The sequence below is a fragment of the Acinetobacter sp. YH1901134 genome (assembly GCF_013416965.1).
In the GTDB taxonomy this organism is placed as follows: Bacteria; Pseudomonadota; Gammaproteobacteria; order Pseudomonadales; family Moraxellaceae; genus Acinetobacter; species Acinetobacter amyesii.
Map to the genome: position 1 here is coordinate 47,978 of NZ_VPEW01000001.1, position 15,697 is coordinate 63,674.

Below are 15,697 nucleotides of genomic sequence, written 5' to 3' on the forward strand. Positions count from 1 at the left end.
GAGTGGGTTTCTATAATAGCAACAGATAATGAAATTTGAGGGCGGAGCATGAACCGCCCTTTTTTATGGTGAATGTATGACACAACAATCCACTGTCGTTGCACAGATGCGACAACTGATTCAACTCTTGGCGAAGCATAACCATGCCTACTATGTTATGGACACGCCAGAAATTGAGGACAGTGAATATGATCAACTTTTTCACCAATTAAAAGCTTTAGAAGAGCAATACCCTGATTTAGTACAACCTGATACACCAACTACAAAAGTGGGTGGAAAGGCCTTGTCTAAGTTTGAATCTGTAACCCATGCAGTACCCATGTTGTCATTGGGGAATGTGTTTAATGCAGAAGATTTATTTGCCTTTGCGCGTCGTGCGGAAGAGCGCTTGCCGAATCAAAAAATTGAATATGATGTCGAATTAAAATTTGATGGGCTGGCGATTTCTCTCTGGTATGAAAATGGCATTTTAGTCCGTGGTGTGACACGGGGCGATGGTGAAACAGGGGAAGACATTACCCAAAATGTAAAAACCATTCGTAATTTACCTAAAGTACTGACCTCTACACAGACTGAAATTCCAAGTCTGCTTGAAGTCCGTGGTGAAGTTCTGATGCCAAAATCAGGCTTTGAAAAGCTTAATGCTGAAAACGAAGCCAAAGGTGAAAAAACCTTTGCCAATCCACGAAATGCAGCAGCAGGAAGCTTACGTCAACTCGATCCTGCAATTGCGGCTTCGCGTCCCTTGGCTTTTTATGCTTATGGCATTGCACAGTGCGAACCACATCATGGTCAAACCACCATGTCTGCTAGCTTAGAATGGCTGACACAGTTTGGTTTTGCTGTCGGTGAACGTCACTTTATATGTGACAGCATTCAGGACGTACAAGCTGCGTATGAGCAAATGATCATTGATCGACCAAGCCTGAGTGTTGAAATTGATGGCATGGTGATTAAAGTGAATAGTTTGAAACAGCAGCAAACTTTAGGTTTTTTAAGCCGTGAGCCACGCTGGGCAACGGCATATAAATTCCCTGCAGTCGCAGCGCTGACGACGATTGAAAATATTGATTGGCAAGTGGGGCGTACAGGCACTTTGACCCCAGTCGCACGTTTAAACCCTGTGGCAGTCGGAGGGGTAACGGTTTCCAATGTCACTCTTCATAATATTGGTGAAATTCACCGCCTAGATGTCCGTGTAGGCGATACCGTGAGTGTTTACCGTAGTGGCGATGTGATTCCCAAAGTGGAAAAAGTTTGGCCTGAATTTCGACCTGTAGAAACAGTTGAAGTTCAATTGCCCGAATGTTGTCCTGTCTGTTCTTCACCTGTGGTGATGCCCGAAGGAGAAGCCTTGGCACGTTGTTCAGGTGGTTTGTACTGTGCTGCACAGCGTATTGAGGCGATTCGTCACTTTGTATCGCGTAAAGCTATGGACATTGAGGGCTTAGGCGATCGTTGGGCGGAATCTCTTTTACATTTGGATCTGCTCAAAGATGTTGCTGATATTTATAGCTTGCATAAGCATCGTGAAAAATTACTGACCATTGAAAAAATGGGTGAAAAGTCGGTTCAAAACCTCATCGATTCTATTGAAAACAGTAAGAAAACGACACTAGGTGCATTTATTTATGCACTCGGCATTCGAGGCGTGGGTGAAACCACGGCACGCATGCTCGCCAATACCTTCCAAACCTTTGATGCGATTCGTCATGCAGATCTCGAATCCTTGAAAAAAACGCCAGACGTTGGTGATATTACCGCTGAATGGATTGTCGATTTTTTCCAAGCGCCGCATAACCTTGAAGTGGTTGATCGTTTGTTGGCAGCTGGGATTCATTGGGATGCACCCGTTGCACCAAGTCGTCAGCCACTGAATGGCGAGAGTTGGGTGATTACTGGGACATTGAGTACCATGGGTCGTGATGAAGCGACGCAAATGCTTCAAGCCTTAGGCGCACGTGTCAGTGGTAGTGTTTCGGGTAAAACCAAATGTGTAGTTGCAGGTGAAAAGGCAGGTTCTAAATTAGAAAAGGCTGAAAAGTTGGGTGTACCTGTGATGAGCGAAGAAGAGTTTATTAGATTTGTACAACAGCATAATGCTTCTTAAGTATTGAAAATCAAACCTGAAAAGGTGATTAATTTTGAACAAACGCCTGATGCATTGCATTGGGCGTTTTTATTTGAGCGCTTAAAAATGATCGAATGAGTAGATAAATTGGCGGTTATAGGTGAGACAGCGTACTTTAAATAGACACTAAGCATTTTGTTAAAGCGTGAATGTATTGAGATACGATTTTAGCCATAAAAAAAGCAGCTTAGGAGCTGCTTTTTTTATTCAGTGATCACATTATTCTTGATCAACTTTCATTGGTTTTACATCCATTTCTTGATATGAAACCAACTTGGTTTTGTGTTTCCACTTATAGCCAAACCAAATGGCAAGGAATAAGAAAATACCAATATAGGTAGAAACAACGGCTAACCACTCACCATCTAAAACGGCTTGATAGTTCTGACCAAGGACCACGATGGTACATAAAATAAAGGCAAACCACGGTGCAAATGGGAAGAATTTTGCACGGTAAGCAAGATCTTCCAATTTATTGCCTTGAGCCAAGTAGCCTTTACGGAAGCGATAATGTGAAACTGCAATACCGAGCCACACAATAAAGCCACACATACCTGACATGTTCAGTAACCAGTTAAAGACCGCTTGTTCACCGATAAATGTGGTTAAGAAGCACAGTGCCGCAATCGCCGTTGTTGCATAAAGCGCATTCATCGGTACGCCACGTGCATCTAAGCGACCAAAGACTTTCGGCGCACTGCCTTTACGTGCCATATCAAACAGCATACGAGTAGAGGAGTACATACCAGAGTTACCCGCTGATAAAATCGCAGTTAAGATCACCGCATTCATTACTGATGCAGCAAAGGCAAAACCTGCTTTTTCATACAGTAAGGTAAATGGTGATAGTGCAATATTTTCAGTAGATGCTGCTTGTAATAAACGTGGGTCATCATAGGCAATAAGAGTGCCGATAATGAAAATACACACGATATAAAACAACAAGATACGCCAGAAAATTTGCTTGATGGCAATAGGAATGGTTTTTTCAGGATCTTTCGATTCACCTGCAGCCACACCAACCATTTCAGTCCCTTGGAAAGAGAAACCGGCAATCATGGCCACACCAATCAAGGCAGATAGACCACCAACAAATGGGGCTTCACCTTTGCTCCAATTGGCAAATGTTTCTACGCCCGGTGTCAGCATGATTTTGCCAATCATAAACAGGCCGATAATGATAAAGGCAACAATTGCGAGCACTTTAACAAGCGAGAAGAAGAATTCGGATTCACCGAAGCCTTTTACGGTTAGCGCATTAATGGCAAAGACGATTGCGAGGAAAATCGCGCTCCAGTAAAAGCCCGGAATATCTGGAAACCAGAATTTCATAATGAATTGGACTGCAACCAATTCAAATGCCACGGTAATCGCCCAGTTATACCAATAGTTCCAACCCAAAGCGAAGCCGAAACCACCCTCGACATATTTGGTGCCGTAGGTAAAGAATGCACCCGAAGTTGGATTATGTGTTGCAAGCTCACCTAGACTGGTCATCAAGAAGTAAATCATGATACCAATTAAGCAGTATGCAAGCAGGGCGCCACCCGGGCCTGCATTGGCAATGGTTGCACCTGAGGCAAGGAATAAACCTGTACCAATTGATCCACCAATTGCAATCATGTTGAGATGGCGAGCACCCAACTTACGCTGAAGCTGAGCTGGTTTTTGAGTTTCGCTCATCATTGTTCCTTAAGATTTTTTTGCGTGCTCGCAAACAAGACTTTAAATCCTTGTTGGTCGGCTTTGATTGTACATTGACCGTAATGTTGCTCAATTAAAGTCGGATAATTGAGGAATCGGTTGGCAACAATCCAAAGCTCCCCCCCAGACTTCAAATGTCTGCGCGAAGTTTTGCATAGATTTTCACTGGCATTGTAGTCGGTTTGAATCCCTTGATGGAAGGGTGGATTGCTGACTATGGCATGTAAAAATAATGGAGCATCCTCGATTCCTGTGACCGCTTTAATCTCAAGTTGTTCAGGTTCAAGCAAATTTTGTTCAAATGTCATTTGTGTAGACGCTAGTGCAAAGGCATCTACATCCATGGCAAAGATACGATTTTTAGGATTCAGTTTGGCTAAATAAGCACTGATAACACCCGCACCACAGCCAAAATCTGCAATTTTGCCCGAAGTCACCTGTGATAAATAAGGCAATAAGGTAGCCGTACCCACATCTAAACGGTTCTGGCTAAATACACCCGGCAGTGCGCAAATCGTAAGCTCACCATTTGGGGTCTCTACTGGATATTTTTGCACCCATTCTTGCAGTGGCTTCAGTGCTACAGTTTTTTCCAATAGGGTTTGCCACATTTGACAGTGACGCGCACTATCAATTTTTAGGGTTTTACCAAAGGGTTGTAATTGCTTTGCTGCGCGTTCAACACCGCCTTTTTTCTCACCCACGAGGAAAATAGACGCACCTTGAGCAAGGTGACTTGCCACATTGTGTAATAAATAATTCAGCAGTTCTTTTGATTTAGGAACAAAAATAACCGCTTGATCAAACTGACCTTCAGGAAAATCGACACCAAAATGGACGTTTGACTGTTGATTTTGAAAGTACTGAAAATCATTAAAATTCCAGCACCAAATCGATGGCTTAATATTGTCATTCAATTGACTGAGTAAGTCATCTGTCGGTGCATTTACGAAAAGCACGCGATCTTGTAATAAATCGATCTGTCGTATAACGACTTCACTTGTGAGATCCATAGATTTCTCCATCATAAAAAACACTGCCTAGGGCGGAACCTAGGCAGTGTTCTTTGACAAATGAACTTACTTCTTCACTTCAGGAAGAACAATATTCAAAATAAGGGCAGCGATACCACCAGTGGCAACGCCTGAACTGAAGATATTACGGAACAATTCAGGAAGATGTTCAAGGATTTGTGGTACTTGTGCAACACCTAGACCCAATGCCAATGAAATCGCAATGATTAATAGTGCGCGGCGGTCTAAATGAATGCCTGACAAAATATTAATACCAGATGCAGCCACAGCACCGAACATCACCATCACAGCACCACCAAGCACGGCTTGTGGAACCGCCTGAATGACACCTGCAACAGCAGGAAGTAAGCCTAAAATAACCAATAAGGCAGCAATCCAAATGCCTACATAGCGGCTTGCAACACCTGTTAACTGAATAACACCGTTGTTTTGCGCAAATACAGAACTTGGGAACGTGTTAAAGATACCGGCAAGGAATGAGTTTGCACCATTCACCAATACACCACCTTTAATACGCTTCATCCATTCAGGGCCATCTACAGCTTGATTTGAAAGCTTAGAAGTCGCGGTAATATCGCCAATCGCTTCCAAAGATGTCACAAGGTAGATAAATGCCATTGGAATAAACAAGCTCCAAGAGAAGCTTAAGCCAAAGTGCATCGGTGTTGGAATTTGAACCAGTGGCGCATCTTTTAAACCATCAAAGTTTAAATGACCCATAAAGCCTGCAAGGATGTAACCCACGACTAAGGCAATTAGGATGGCAGAACTTTTTACCCATGTAATACGCACACGGTTCAATAAAATGATCAGTGCCAAAACGGTACATGACATGATGAGGTTGTCTGCATTGGCAAATGTTTTATCGCCCATGGCTTGATAACCACCACCCATGCTGATCAGACCTTCTTTAATTAAAGTCAGACCAATCAATAGCACCACAATACCTGTTACCAATGGGGTAATCAGTTTTTTCACCCAAGGTAAGATCCGTGACACACCCATTTCAATGAATGAACCCGCGATCACCACACCAAAGATAGATGCCATGACTGCTTCTACAGGTGTGCCTGCCGCAACCATCGCAGAACCAATACCGATAATAGGACCAATAAAGTTAAAGCTGGTTCCTTGTACAATCAGGAGACCTGCACCAAATGGACCGACTTTTTTACATTGTAAAAAGGTTGCGATACCAGAGATCACCAATGACATCGACAGAATCATATTGGTGTCTTCTTTTGACACACCAAGTGCCAAACAGATCAGCAGACCCGGCGTCACAATTGGGACAATAATGGCCAATAAATGTTGGAACGCAGCGAGAAAAGCAATAAAAGGTTTTGGTCGATCATTCAATCCATAGACTAAATCGAGTTGATCTTTTGCTTCGGGAGATTGGTTTAAATCAGACATGCGGCACTGAAAATTAAGGCTAGGTGGCGCTATTCTAATCTGTTTACACAGCTTTACAAAACCAAAAGCGTACCAGTCGTCAAAAAAAATGCGATTGTCAATAAACTGTCACTACTAAAATCTATATTTTTTCTGTATAATTTGCCCTCAAACTTTAGGCGTATCGAATTCACATGTCAGATATTAAAACTCTCCGTAACATTGCCATCATCGCGCACGTCGACCATGGTAAAACTACTCTTGTAGACAAACTTTTACAGCAATCAGGTGCTCTTGGCGATCGCGCAGGCGAGATCGAACGTGTAATGGATTCTGGCGCTATTGAAAGTGAACGTGGTATTACCATTCTTGCAAAAAACACTGCAATCAAATGGTTAGACAAGCGTACTAACACTGAATACCGTATCAATATCGTGGATACCCCGGGACACGCCGACTTCGGTGGTGAAGTAGAACGTGTAATGTCAATGGTTGACTGCGTACTTCTTCTTGTTGACTCTCAAGAAGGCCCAATGCCACAAACTCGTTTTGTAACGCAAAAAGCGTTCGCACGTGGTTTGAAACCAATCGTAATTATTAACAAAGTCGACAAGCCAAACGCTCGTCCAGATTGGGTAATTGACCAAGTGTTCGATTTGTTCGACAACCTTGGTGGTTCTGACGAACAGTTAGACTTCCCAGTTGTATATGCTTCAGGTCTTCGTGGTGTGGCTGGTCCTTCTCCAGAAGAACTTGCTGAAGACATGACTCCATTGTTCGAAACAATTGTAGACATCGTTGAACCACCAGCGGTTGACGTTGACGGTCCATTCCAAATGCAAGTGTCTTCACTTGACTATAACAGCTTCGTAGGTGTTATCGGTGTTGGTCGTATTCAACGTGGTTCAGTGAAATTAAACACTCCTGTAACTGTAATCGACAAAGACGGTAAAACACGTAACGGTCGTATCTTAAAAATCATGGGTTACCATGGTTTAGAGCGTATCGATGTTGAATCAGCTTCTGCTGGTGACATCGTTTGTGTAACGGGTATTGATGAACTTCATATCTCTGACACAATCTGTGATCCAAAAGCAGTTGAAGCTTTACCTGCACTTTCTGTAGACGAACCTACAGTATCGATGACTTTCCAAGTAAACAACTCACCGTTTGCTGGTAAAGAAGGTAAATTCGTAACTTCACGTAATATCCGTGAACGTCTAGATCGCGAATTGATTCACAATGTAGCATTACGTGTTGAAGATACTGACAGTCCTGACCGTTTCAAAGTATCTGGTCGTGGTGAGCTTCACCTTTCAGTTCTTATTGAAAACATGCGTCGTGAAGGCTTCGAAATGGGCGTATCACGTCCACAAGTAATCATCAAAGAAATTGATGGTGAAAAACAAGAGCCATACGAAAACGTAACGTTTGACGTTGAAGAGCAGCACCAAGGCGCTGTAATGGAACAAATGGGTCACCGTAAAGGTGAAATGACCAATATGGAAGTTGACGGTAAAGGCCGTATCCGTATTGAAGCAACAGTTCCTTCACGTGGTTTGATTGGTTTCCGTTCTGAATTCTTAACTATGACTTCAGGTACAGGTATCATGACTTCAAGCTTCTCGCACTACGGTCCTATGAAACAAGGTACTGTGGCGAAACGTCAAAACGGTGTGTTGATTTCTATGGTTCAAGGTACTTGCTTGGGCTATGCACTATTCAGCTTACAAGACCGTGGCCGTCTATTCGCTAAACCTCAGTTAGAAGTTTATGAAGGTATGATCGTTGGTATTAACTCACGTTCAGACGACATGACTGTTAACCCAACTAAAGCGAAACAGTTAACTAACGTACGTGCTTCTGGTACTGATGATGCGTTGACTCTCGTTCCGCACATTGAATTTACGCTTGAACAAGCGCTTGAATTTATTGAAGACGACGAATTAGTTGAAGTAACGCCTAAGTCAATCCGTATCCGTAAACGCTGGTTGACTGAAAACGAACGTAAACGTAACCGTAACGTTTAATTTTACAGTTTCAAAAAAACCGCTGACTTAGGTTAGCGGTTTTTTTATGCATGGGCGTTTTGAATAAAAATGCAAAAGTTGAATGACTTTATTCATTTAATTCGACATGCATAATTTTGATAAATCCTTTTTAATAGAATGTATTACCAAAATCAAAAATGTTTTGTGTGAATTTTTATACATGGTATTTAGAATCTAATATAAACCAAGTAAATTAGCTGGAAATAGTTATATAGATATAATGTATACTTCGTCACAAAATTAAAGCTGAAAAAAATTTCTGGAGATCACATGAGTATTATTCAAGAATTTAGAGAATTTGCCGTAAAAGGCAACGTGATGGACTTGGCTGTAGGTGTCATCATTGGTGGTGCTTTCGGTAAAATCATCGATTCAATGGTAAAAGACATTATCATGCCTTTTATTTCTTGGATCCTTGGTGGTGACGTTGATTATTCAAATTGGTTCTTAGTATTGGGCGATAACCCAAACAATTTAACCACGCTAAAAGCAGCACAGGATGCAGGCCTTAATGTTTTGGCTTACGGTAACTTCCTAACCATCTTAATCAACTTCTTGCTTTTGGCATGGGTCGTATTCTGGTTAGTGAAATTGATGAACAAATTGCGCCGTCAAAAAGTTGAAGAGCCAGCTCCAGAGGCGACTCCAGAAGATATCGAATTACTTCGTGAAATTCGTGATGAATTAAAACGTAAAGGTTAATCCTTTAGCAGTGAAAACGGCGCTTAAAGCGCCGTTTTTTATTGTGAATTTTGTTGAGGCGTCATTTTCATAAACTTAGGTTCTGATGTCGAAAAAACAATGCCATTTCGAATGCCTGTAAATACTTCATTTGCTTCTTCAGGTGATTCGGGTGCGCAGGCTTGTTGACCTAATATAAATAAGACTAAAGGGTGATTTTTGGATAATTTGCTAATTTGCTGTATCGCATCATACCATTTTGATTCATCGTTACGATTCCCATCTAAATCTAGTGCCAACTGGACTTCACCATGAGGGTTCATATCTTGATCATCATATAATGCTTGGATAAGTGCATGCTTTCGTTCACCTCGAATGATTGTAAAATCTGTTGTATCGACAGTGCCAAGACGAAAATAGTTGTAATAGCCCAATGGAATGTCCTTTATTTATTATTAAGTAGAATTGATTTAGTGCAATGTTATCTGGTTGCTATGATTTATATTATATGATTGAAAACCGCCAGCCAATGTTCTGAACGATTGAAAAAAATACTGGGATTATGTGCTTTAAGATGAAAAGCACATATTCGCGATATACTCGTTATAGCATGTTCAATGTGGGTGCTATGTTACATCCGAAACTTAATTTCTAATAAATGCCAGCCAAATTGGCTTTTGATCGGACCATGCAGTTCACGTTCGGGTAGGGTAAATACCGCCTTATCAATTGGACCAACCAGTTGGCCTTTTTTAATGTCGCCAAGCTCACCGCCTTTTTTACCCGAAGGGCATGTCGAATGCTGCTTTGCAATTTTGGCAAAGTCCGCACCGCCTTTGATTTTCTTTTTCAGTTGCTCACATAGTTCTTTATCTTTGACTAATATGTGGCGAACAATCGCAGACTTCATGCTTTATTTCCTTTCACGGTTTTCTTAGTCAGCATTTTAACCTTTTTTAAAGGCTGACACTCTGGGCAAAACACCGATGCACGTTGCCCTAGTTTGATATTGTGCAAGATGGTTTCACAGTTGATGCACATTTCACCGGCACGTCCGTAGGCGAGCAGAGTTTGTTGGAAATAACCATTTTCGCCCATCGCATTGGTGTAATCACGTAACGTCGAACCGCCTAAATCAATTGCCTGTTTTAAAATACGTTTGATTTCGATGACCATTTTTTCAACTTGTTCAAAACTCAAACTTGATGCAGGCTGCGCAGGGTGTATGCCTAAGTTAAATAAGCTTTCCGTTGCATAGATATTGCCGACACCAACCACAATATGATTGTCCATGATCGATACTTTGATACTGGTCTGCTTATTTTTAAATTTTTGGAATAAGTATTCAGCATTAAAGTCATCACTCAGCGGTTCAGGGCCAAGCGTGTCAATCAGTTTGCTTTGAGACGATGCATCTAACCATAAAATACAGCCAAAACGTCGTGGATCGTGATAGCGTAATTGCATATCTTCAAAATGAATCACCAGATGATCATGCTTTCGCAATGCTTCATCACCTTCACAAATCCGAAAACTGCCAGACATGCCCAAATGCCACAGCATGCAGTCATGTTCAAATTCAGCCAAAATATATTTTGATCGACGGCTGAGCTGAAGCAGCTTTTGACCGACGAGTTTTTGAATGTCGTCAGGAATAGGCCAACGCAGGCTCGACTGAAAAACCTCAACTTTGAGAACCTTTTCATTCAATAATGGCAATAAACTGGTTTTAGTGGTTTCTACTTCTGGTAATTCAGGCATAAAGGTCGAAGCAATGGATCATTCAAGTTATGCATACTATTGGGCCTAGCCCTACAGAATGCAAGTTTCATCGCGGCCTAAGGGAGTGCATGAATAGGTTATTGATTATTAATTGTGAGAATAATAAACCAACAAGTCACAATAATGAGTCTGAATAAGCGATCAGAAGTTAAACAATTAAATTAATAGATATATAAGATATTGAAAAATAATCACTAAAAATATTGCATAACAATAGATTTATTTAAAGTCACTTATTGATAAATTAAAGTTTTGTGAATGATAAAAATAATGCTGAGATAGAACGTGAAAAATTATGTAATTTTTGTGACATTAGATTTCAAGCCTTGTGGCTTGTCTAGAGACTCTCTCCAGATTTAGGTTTTACCATGAAAAAATACAGTCTAGCTCTTCTACCTGCGTTTATTGCAGCAGCCATGACACATGTTCACGCCGCAGAAGCATTCGACACTAAAGGTCAGTACATGCTCGGGGATTGGGATGGTAAACGTACCGAACTTGCACAACAAGGTGTGAAGTTTGAGGCCAATATTGCTGCTGATGCTGCCTATCTTGCCGATGGCGGTCGTAATCCGGGACATTCAGCAACGGTAGCCAGCCAATTGTGGTTAGGTACACAGCTTGATATGGAAAAACTCGCAGGTTGGGATGGCGTGACTGTGCGTGCTGTAATGACTGCTCGTCAAGGTCAAAGTACCTCAGTTCGTGATTTGCAAGGGGATGTTCCTCAATTGGCAAATGCACAAGCCAATTTTGGCCGTGGTAACCAAGACAGCCGCTTAACCGAGCTTTCGATTGAAAAGAATTTCAAAGAACAAGGCATTAGTGTAAAAGCAGGTCGTTTAGGTCTAGGTATGGACTTTAACGTGATGGCATGTGACTTTGCCAGCACCGCATTTTGTGCAGCGCAAATGGGTAAATGGCAAGGTTCTATGTGGATGAATACTCCAGTTTCACAATGGGGTGGACGTGTGAAATACCAAGCAACGCCAGAACTTGCGGCACAAGTCGGTGTTTACGAATTTAACCCTGACAATGGTAATGCCAAAGCAGAAGGTCAAGGTTGGAGTCTAGATACAGATCATGCTGATGGCGTAACTATTCCCGTAGAATTGGTTTGGACACCAAAATCATTGGTCAATGGCTTACCGGGGAGCTACCGCTTTGGTGCGATGTACAACACCGCAGATAATGTCAAAAATCAAAAAGACATTATTTCGGGCGAAGCAGAAGATCGTACCTTTGGTGGTTGGGTCGCGATTGAGCAACAGTTAACGTCTACAGGTGAAGGCAAACGTGGTTTGCATAGCTTTGCCAATTTTACTTGGCATGATCGTGTCACCACAAAAGTTGATAACTCACAGCAGCTAGGTTTGAAATACATTGGATTGGCCGATCGTTTGCCTAACGATATGGTTGGCTTGGGCGTGAACCGTGTGCATGTCAATGATCGACTTTCTGCTGAAAAATTTGATGCAAGCGCAGAATATAATGTCGAGTTGAACTATAGCCATAACCCTACGAAATGGTTGATGATTCGCCCAAGTTTACAATATGTGATTAACCCAGGCTCAACAAATCGGGTTGATGATGCTTTCCTAATTGGTTTAAGCTCTAAGGTAATATTCTAATGTCAAAATAGGTGCTCTATGCAAAGTAAATTTAACGTCACATCATTTAAGACACATTTACTTTGCCTGACGGCATGTATTAGCCAACAGTTGTATGCAGAAACAGGTTCTACGGAACCTGTTTTACTTCCTGAGATTACCATTGAAGCACCACGAACCAATACCACATGGTTAAAAACACCGGCATCGGTATACCGGGTACAGCAGGCTGAAAATAATAACAATACGGGTGTGAATCTGTCTGAAACCTTAAAAGGTGTGCCCGGACTACAACTGAATAACCGTGAAAACTATGCACAAGACTTGCAACTGTCTATGCGAGGCTTTGGCGCACGTTCAACATTTGGTGTGCGTGGTATCCGTTTATATGTTGATGGAATCCCTGCGACCATGCCGGATGGTCAGGGACAGACATCAAATATCGATATGAGTAGCTTAAATCATATCGAGGTATTGGGTGGGCCATTTTCCTCTTTATACGGTAATTCTTCGGGTGGGGCAATCTTAACAACAACCAAGCAAGGTACTGGAAAAGACTCTATCGAACTCGGCTATTCGGGCGGCAGTCATCATAAAAGTCGTGCTGATATTGTGCTGCAAGGTGGCTCAGAACGGGCCAATGAGCCTAGCTATGTTGTCAGTTCTTCTTATTTTGAAACTGATGGTTACCGTGATCATAGTGCTGCAAATAAGGTACTCAGCAATGCAAAACTGACTTGGGATCTGGATGATGGTTCCAAGGTCAATTGGATTGTGAATCATGTGGATATCAATGCCGATGATCCACAAGGTCTGAATCGGGAGCAATTGCGTCAAAATCCGAAACAAGTTAATGATGCCAATAATACTTATGATGTACGTAAGGAAATTAGCCAAACTCAAACTGGGTTGACGTGGAAAAAACCATTGAATGATCAGCATGAACTTAATGCAATGGTATATATGGGGCAACGTGATGTGGTGCAGTATCAGTCCATCCCCAAAAATCCACAAAATAATGCGCGCCATGCAGGTGGTGTGATTGATTTTAGCCGTGATTATTATGGAACAGATATTCGCTGGACAGGCAAAGACCTCTTGCAGAATACGCGTTTTACTGCAGGCCTTGCCTTTGATTATATGGATGAAGACCGTAAGGGCTATGAAAATTTTGATGCCAATGGAAATTTTGGCAAGAAAGGCAATATTCGTCGAAATGAAAATAACACCTTGTGGAATTTAGACCCCTATGTCCAAGCTTCGTGGAATTTTTTACCCAATTGGACTTTAGATACAGGGCTACGATATAGCAATGTTCATTATGAATCTGACGATAAATATGTCGTGGGTTTAAATAAGGATGACAGCGGTAAAACTGACTATGACAAAGTTTTACCTTCAGCAGCATTAACTTGGAATATTGCGCCTCAACTGAATGCCTATGTCAGTTATGCCAAGGGTTTTGAAACACCCACCTTTACAGAAATGGCCTATTCTAAAGATGACGGCATGAATTTTGATTTAAAACCGGCCAGTAGCGATAACTACGAGCTTGGGCTTAAATCACAAAATGCATGGGGTAATTTCACGGCAGCGGTGTTCCAAAGCAAAACTCAAGATGACATCGTTTCTGCTGGGACAGAGGAAGGGCGTGCAACCTATAGAAATGCCGATAAAACCTTACGTGAAGGTGTTGAGCTTTCGTGGAATAAACAGCTATGGCGAGATTTAAGTGCGCAAGCAAGTTACAGTTATATCGATGCCACATTTGATGCTTTTGTTCCAGAAATACCGAATCCTACAGATCCAGCGAAACCTAAAGCGTCATCTATTAGATCGGGTGCGAAAATTCCGGGTATTGCCAAAAACCAAGCGTTTGCCGCACTGAATTGGCAGCCAGATATTGGCTTTAATGCCGGCCTAGATGTGCGCTATATGGATAAAGTCTATGTCGATGATGCCAACAGTGATGCTGCGTCGAGCTATACCGTGGTTTCTGCCAACGCAGGTTATGTATGGAAACAAGCAGATTGGAAAGTTAAAACCTATGTACGTGCAGATAATTTGTTTGATGAAAACTATGTCGGTTCAGTGATCGTCAATGATGGAAACGGACGCTTCTTTGAACCCGCGGATGGGGTGAATTGGAGTGCAGGATTAAGTGTGACCAAAGCCTTCTAAAAGGAGAGTGATGTGGCGTTGTTATTTCAACCAATTCAGTTTGGAACATTGGGGCTGAGTAATCGAATCGTGATTGCACCCATGTGTCAATATTCAGCCAATGAGCAAGGGGAGTTAAGCTATTGGCATGAGCAACAATGGGCGAATTATGCCTTGTCAGGTGCCGGACTTTGTATCGTCGAGGCAACAGCTGTACAGGCAGAGGGGCGCATTAGCTATGCAGACCTCGGCCTTTGGAATGATATGCAACGCGCACAGATGAAGGCACTATTGGCCAAGGTGAAATCACTTTCACCTATGCCTTTTGCAATACAGCTGGCACATGCGGGTCGTAAGGCATCGACAGATAAACCGTGGGCAGGACGTGGACAATTACCTCCAAATCACCCTCAAGGATGGCAAACTGTTTCAGCAAGTGATTTGCCCTTTAATGCCACAGATCATGCCCCCCATGCTTTAAGCCGAGATGAAATCCAGCAGATCATTCAAGACTTTGCCGATTCAGCAAAACGCGCGGTAGATGCAGGCTTTGACTTAATTGAGCTACATGCTGCACATGGTTATTTGCTGCATCAATTTATGTCACCATTGTCGAATCATCGTAGCGATGAATATGGTGGCAGTCTGGAAAATCGCATTCGGTTGACGCTTGAAGTGTTCCAAGCCATGAAAAATGCCGTTCCTGAAGATTATCCAATTGGGATACGTATTTCCGCAACCGACTGGATGGAATATACTGAAGCACCGAGTTGGGATCTAGACTCGGCTGTTGGCTTGTCAAAAGCGCTTGCACAACTAGGAACAGCCTATATTCATGTTTCTAGTGGCGGCTTAGATGTTGCGCAAAAAATTCAATTACAAGCCAGTTATCAAGTGCCTTTTGCTGAAGCCATTAAGCAAGCCGTTCAGGTTCCCGTAATTGCTGTGGGTTTAATTACCGAAGCAATGCAAGCCGAAGGCATCTTACAATATGGCATGGCAGATGCGATTGGTCTTGCTCGTGCAATTCAATATGACCCGCGTTGGCCATGGCATGCTGCTGCTGAACTCGGTGAAAATCTAAAAATTTCTCCGCAGTACTTACGCTGTCAGCCGCATGCACAAAGAAGTCAATTTACGGCTTTCTAA

General features: G+C 42.3%; 12 protein-coding genes. 6 read left to right on the forward strand and 6 right to left on the reverse strand.

Annotated features, from left to right (window positions below; translation table 11 throughout):
- The first annotated feature begins 76 nt into the window (after window positions 1-76).
- Window positions 77-2,110 carry an NAD-dependent DNA ligase LigA gene (gene ligA / locus FTV50_RS00235; RefSeq protein ID WP_180023114.1) on the forward strand — a complete coding sequence of 678 codons (2,034 nt, stop codon included), beginning with the start codon at window positions 77-79 and terminating at the stop codon, window positions 2,108-2,110.
- Between the two features lie 240 nt (window positions 2,111-2,350).
- On the opposite strand, the gene FTV50_RS00240 is transcribed toward ligA, so the two are convergent.
- The 3 genes from FTV50_RS00240 to FTV50_RS00250 form a co-directional block, all read right to left on the reverse strand.
- Window positions 2,351-3,814 (reverse strand): amino acid permease, encoded by a 1,464-nt coding sequence (locus FTV50_RS00240; protein WP_180023115.1) that lies wholly within the window; start codon window positions 3,812-3,814, stop codon window positions 2,351-2,353.
- Window positions 3,814-4,848 carry a methyltransferase gene (locus FTV50_RS00245; RefSeq protein ID WP_180023116.1) on the reverse strand — a complete coding sequence of 345 codons (1,035 nt, stop codon included), beginning with the start codon at window positions 4,846-4,848 and terminating at the stop codon, window positions 3,814-3,816. Before FTV50_RS00245 ends, FTV50_RS00240 begins: the two co-directional genes overlap by 1 nt.
- Before the next feature lie 66 nt (window positions 4,849-4,914).
- The gene (locus tag FTV50_RS00250; RefSeq protein WP_078191151.1) at window positions 4,915-6,285 is read right to left on the reverse strand and encodes a uracil-xanthine permease family protein; all 1,371 of its coding nucleotides are present in this window, start codon (window positions 6,283-6,285) and stop codon (window positions 4,915-4,917) included.
- A 173-nt stretch (window positions 6,286-6,458) separates the two neighbouring features.
- Here FTV50_RS00250 and typA point away from each other — a divergent pair, with 173 nt between their 5' ends.
- Both typA and mscL read left to right on the forward strand, forming a co-directional pair.
- Complete coding sequence (typA, locus tag FTV50_RS00255) at window positions 6,459-8,294, forward strand: translational GTPase TypA (RefSeq protein WP_078192340.1); 1,836 nt, start codon at window positions 6,459-6,461, stop codon at window positions 8,292-8,294.
- A 291-nt stretch (window positions 8,295-8,585) separates the two neighbouring features.
- Window positions 8,586-9,017, forward strand: a complete 432-nt coding sequence (gene mscL / locus FTV50_RS00260) for a large conductance mechanosensitive channel protein MscL (protein ID WP_078192339.1) — start codon at window positions 8,586-8,588, stop codon at window positions 9,015-9,017.
- 38 nt (window positions 9,018-9,055) lie between these two features.
- Here the strand turns inward: mscL and FTV50_RS00265 are convergent, their stop codons facing one another.
- The 3 genes from FTV50_RS00265 to mutM all read right to left on the reverse strand — a co-directional run bounded on the left by FTV50_RS00265 (window position 9,056) and on the right by mutM (window position 10,757).
- Complete coding sequence (locus tag FTV50_RS00265) at window positions 9,056-9,430, reverse strand: hypothetical protein (protein WP_005007840.1); 375 nt, start codon at window positions 9,428-9,430, stop codon at window positions 9,056-9,058.
- Window positions 9,431-9,627: 197 nt separating this feature from the next.
- Complete coding sequence (locus tag FTV50_RS00270; protein ID WP_078192338.1) at window positions 9,628-9,906, reverse strand: peptidylprolyl isomerase; 279 nt, start codon at window positions 9,904-9,906, stop codon at window positions 9,628-9,630.
- Window positions 9,903-10,757: a bifunctional DNA-formamidopyrimidine glycosylase/DNA-(apurinic or apyrimidinic site) lyase gene (gene mutM, locus FTV50_RS00275; RefSeq protein ID WP_180023117.1), complete on the reverse strand. Its 855-nt coding sequence runs from the start codon at window positions 10,755-10,757 to the stop codon at window positions 9,903-9,905. The genes FTV50_RS00270 and mutM overlap by 4 nt, the downstream gene beginning before the upstream one ends.
- A 389-nt stretch (window positions 10,758-11,146) precedes the next feature.
- On the opposite strand from mutM, the gene FTV50_RS00280 reads away from it, so the two are divergent.
- The 3 genes from FTV50_RS00280 to FTV50_RS00290 are packed head-to-tail and all read left to right on the forward strand — an operon-like array spanning window position 11,147 to window position 15,697.
- Window positions 11,147-12,409 carry a carbohydrate porin gene (locus FTV50_RS00280; RefSeq protein ID WP_180023118.1) on the forward strand — a complete coding sequence of 421 codons (1,263 nt, stop codon included), beginning with the start codon at window positions 11,147-11,149 and terminating at the stop codon, window positions 12,407-12,409.
- 18 nt (window positions 12,410-12,427) lie between these two features.
- Complete coding sequence (locus FTV50_RS00285) at window positions 12,428-14,569, forward strand: TonB-dependent receptor (protein ID WP_180023119.1); 2,142 nt, start codon at window positions 12,428-12,430, stop codon at window positions 14,567-14,569.
- Between the two features lie 12 nt (window positions 14,570-14,581).
- Entirely contained in the window at window positions 14,582-15,697 is a 1,116-nt protein-coding gene (locus FTV50_RS00290; protein WP_180023120.1) for an NADH:flavin oxidoreductase/NADH oxidase, read from the forward strand.

Coding starts and splice junctions, on each gene's coding strand:
- ligA (WP_180023114.1), top strand. CDS start 77: ATGACACAACAATCCACTGTCGTTGCACAGATGCGACAACTGATTCAA.
- FTV50_RS00240 (WP_180023115.1), bottom strand. CDS start 3,814: ATGAGCGAAACTCAAAAACCAGCTCAGCTTCAGCGTAAGTTGGGTGCT.
- FTV50_RS00245 (WP_180023116.1), bottom strand. CDS start 4,848: ATGGATCTCACAAGTGAAGTCGTTATACGACAGATCGATTTATTACAA.
- FTV50_RS00250 (WP_078191151.1), bottom strand. CDS start 6,285: ATGTCTGATTTAAACCAATCTCCCGAAGCAAAAGATCAACTCGATTTA.
- typA (WP_078192340.1), top strand. CDS start 6,459: ATGTCAGATATTAAAACTCTCCGTAACATTGCCATCATCGCGCACGTC.
- mscL (WP_078192339.1), top strand. CDS start 8,586: ATGAGTATTATTCAAGAATTTAGAGAATTTGCCGTAAAAGGCAACGTG.
- FTV50_RS00270 (WP_078192338.1), bottom strand. CDS start 9,906: ATGAAGTCTGCGATTGTTCGCCACATATTAGTCAAAGATAAAGAACTA.
- mutM (WP_180023117.1), bottom strand. CDS start 10,757: ATGCCTGAATTACCAGAAGTAGAAACCACTAAAACCAGTTTATTGCCA.
- FTV50_RS00280 (WP_180023118.1), top strand. CDS start 11,147: ATGAAAAAATACAGTCTAGCTCTTCTACCTGCGTTTATTGCAGCAGCC.
- FTV50_RS00285 (WP_180023119.1), top strand. CDS start 12,428: ATGCAAAGTAAATTTAACGTCACATCATTTAAGACACATTTACTTTGC.